General features: G+C 65.9%; 3 protein-coding genes. 1 reads left to right on the forward strand and 2 read right to left on the reverse strand.

Translation table 11 applies throughout. The features are described from left to right. Positions 1-83: 83 nt before the first annotated feature. The gene (locus tag G3N99_RS37405) at positions 84-1,391 is read right to left on the reverse strand and encodes an MFS transporter (RefSeq protein ID WP_174936053.1); all 1,308 of its coding nucleotides are present in this window, start codon (positions 1,389-1,391) and stop codon (positions 84-86) included. 534 nt (positions 1,392-1,925) lie between these two features. Between G3N99_RS37405 and G3N99_RS37410 the strand changes: the two genes are divergently transcribed. Continuing rightward, positions 1,926-2,372: a MarR family winged helix-turn-helix transcriptional regulator gene (locus tag G3N99_RS37410; RefSeq protein WP_046549825.1), complete on the forward strand. Its 447-nt coding sequence runs from the start codon at positions 1,926-1,928 to the stop codon at positions 2,370-2,372. 92 nt (positions 2,373-2,464) lie between these two features. Here the strand turns inward: G3N99_RS37410 and G3N99_RS37415 are convergent. Continuing rightward, positions 2,465-3,032, reverse strand: a 568-nt coding sequence (locus tag G3N99_RS37415; RefSeq protein WP_206124878.1) for a molybdopterin cofactor-binding domain-containing protein, incomplete at its 5' end; no start/stop codon positions are given.

The raw sequence follows: 3,032 nt of genomic DNA on the forward strand, positions 1-3,032 counted from the left end.
TGGGGCAGGTAGTGTGGGGTGGGTCGGCCCGCGCGACCGGCGCGGTTGTAAAAACGACCGCGTCGCGCGAGCGACGCGCTGCGTCAGCGGTTCACGAGCCGGGCCGGATAGGCGAGCGCGAGGGCGCAACCGATCACCATGCACGCGGCGAAACCGTACAGCCCCGCGCTTTGCGAATGGAACGTGTCGCGCAGCCAGCCGATGAAGTAGGTGCTGCCGAACCCGCCGAGGTTGGCGATCGAGCACGCGAACGCGATCCCGCCGGCGGCGGCCGAGCCCTTCAGGAACGTCGACGGCAATGCCCAGACCACCGGCATCGCGGCGGCCGCGCCCGCGTTGATCAGCGAGAACAGCAGCACCGTGCCGAACGTGCCGTGCGACGACGAGGCCGCGATCGCCAGCGCGACGGCCGACACCATGAACGGCACGACGATGTGCCAGCGGCGTTCGCGCGCGCGGTCGGAACTGGCGCCGCAGTACAGCGTGGCGAGCACGGCCGCGGCATTCGGGATCACCATCAGCCAGCCGATGTGATACGCATCCTTCACGCCGGTGTCGCGCAGGATCGTCGGCAGCCAGAAGCTCACCGCATAGAGGCCGAGCAGCACGCACAGGTCGATCAGGCCGAGCGCCCATACCTTCGGATCGGAGAACGCCTTGCCGAGCGCATGGCTCTTGTTGCCGGACGGGTCGGCGTCGAGGTTCGCACGCAACGCGTGCTTCTCGTCGGCATTCAGCCACTGCGCGGATTCGATGCTGTTGGGCAGCCAGCGCAGCACCGCGAAACCGAGCAGCACCGACGGCAGCGCTTCGAGCAGGAACAGCCACTGCCAGCCGCCGAGCCCGTGCGTGCCGTCGAACGCGCGCATGATCCAGCCGGAGATCGGGCTGCCGATCATGCTCGACAGCGGCAGCCCGACCATGAACAGCGCGACGATCCGCGCACGGCGCGCATCGGGATACCACTGCGTCAGGTACAGCAGCACGCCCGGCAGGAAGCCGGCCTCGGCCGCACCGAGCAGGAAGCGCACGAGGTAGAACTGCGTCGGCGTGTGCACGAACATCGTCGCACCCGACAGCAGGCCCCACGTGATCATGATCCGCGCGATCCACAGCTTCGCACCGACGCGTTGCAGCACCAGGTTGCTCGGGACTTCGAACAGGATGTAGCCGGCGAAGAACAGGCCGGCGCCGAGCCCGTACACGGTATCGCTGAACTTCAGCGCGTCGAGCATCTGGAGTTTCGCGAGCCCGATGTTGATGCGGTCGAGATAGGCCGCGAAGTAGCACAGGCAGAAGAGGGTAATCAGGCGCAGCGTGACCTTGCGATAGAGATTGCCGTGCAGCGCGTCGTCGGGGGAAACGGCGGCGCTCGGGTGTGCGGTAGACATGGGATTGCCCCTGTTCGAATGTGACGGATGAATGGGTGGCCGATCGACGCGAGCGGACGTTCCGCTGCGCACTGGAGTCTGTATATCACGGCAATTAAATAGCGTACACACTAGAAAATACCGAATCGCACAGGCACGATTCCGGCCACGTTCAGGCAAGCGTTTGCGTAAGAAAAGCCGCGTGTTTAATGAGGTTTTTGATGGTGATTCCTACGTTTTGAAAGAGGGTGTGGAGATGCGGCGGTATGCACAAAATTCGTGCGTATGCGCTTAAAAGTGAAGTGTATGCACGGAAGTTTGCAGAAGCGCGCAAGCACGTGCGCAGCAGCAGGTGCGAACGTGCATGGCCTGCCGTTTCGACGACGTTTCCGGCGGACGATGTGCAGCCGTCAGGCGATCGTCAGGCGCGCTGCGTGCCCGGTGCCGCGAATCCTGATGCACCGCAATGAAGCGGCAAGCTGGCCGCCGGCCGGGCCAAATTGAGGGTGTACACTGCTTGTCTTTCACTTACATGCGGCACGGGCCTGCACCTTCATGGCGTCTTCCAAGGATTCCTACGACTTTCACGACCAGGTCGGGCACCTGTTGCGCCGCGCGTATCAGCGGCACGTGTCGATCTTCCAGGAAGCGATCCCCGATTCGGATCTCACGGCTGCGCAGTTCGTCACGCTGTGTGCGGTCAAGGAGCGCCAGGGGTGCTCGCTGAACGACATCGTCAAGGCGACCGCGATCGACCAGGCGACGATCCGCGGCGTGGTCGATCGGCTGAAGGCGCGCGCGCTGATCGAGGTGCTGCCCGATCCGAACGACGGTCGCAAGCTGATCGTGCGCGCCACCGCAACCGGTCTCGCGCTGATCGACCGCACGGTACCGTTCGCGCGGCAGGTGACGGAGCGCACGTATGGCGCGCTCAATCCGGGCGAGCGGGTCGCGCTGCAGTTCCTGCTGCGCAAGATGATGGAAGAAGACGGCGACGCATGATGCGCGTCGCGCGCGGGGCGGCAGTCATGCCAGTCTGGCCGGCCCGTTTGTCGGCGGGCTTGCACTTGATTCCGCGATGAAACCGGCAGCCGTTAAGCCGTGCTGGTTGCCATCTGCGCACCAGCCGCGTCGGCTGTCATCAGCCTGCCTGCGTCGCGCAGCGCCGCCCGGATCGCCTCCGGCGTAAACGGCGGCGCGTAGAACCGCACACCGGTCGCATCGAACAATGCATTCGCGACGGCGGCCGGGCCCGGCACCGACGCCGATTCTCCCGCGCCGAGCGGCGGCTCGCCTTGCCTCGGCATCAGCACGACATCGACGTCCGGCACCTCCGCGAAGGTCAGGATCGGATAGCTCGCCCATTCGCGCGACGCGACCTTGCCGTCGGCGAAGCGCACGCGCTCCTTCAGCGTGCGGCTCAATACCTGGATCACGTTGCCGTGGATCTGGTGGCGCACGCCATCCGGGTTGATCATCGTGCCCGTGTCCTGGCCGACCGTGACGCGTTCGATGCGGATCTCGCCCGACACGCGATCGACGCTCAGGTCGACGATCCAGGCCGACCACGCGGCGCCGAAGCCGGGGAAGCGGCTGTGCACGTAGCGCGCATAGGCGACCCCGCGGCCGCGCACGAGCCGCGACGCAGCGGGTTCGTGCGGC

The sequence above is a fragment of the Burkholderia sp. Ac-20392 genome, from assembly GCF_017104585.1.
Lineage (GTDB): Bacteria > Pseudomonadota > Gammaproteobacteria > Burkholderiales > Burkholderiaceae > Burkholderia > Burkholderia lata.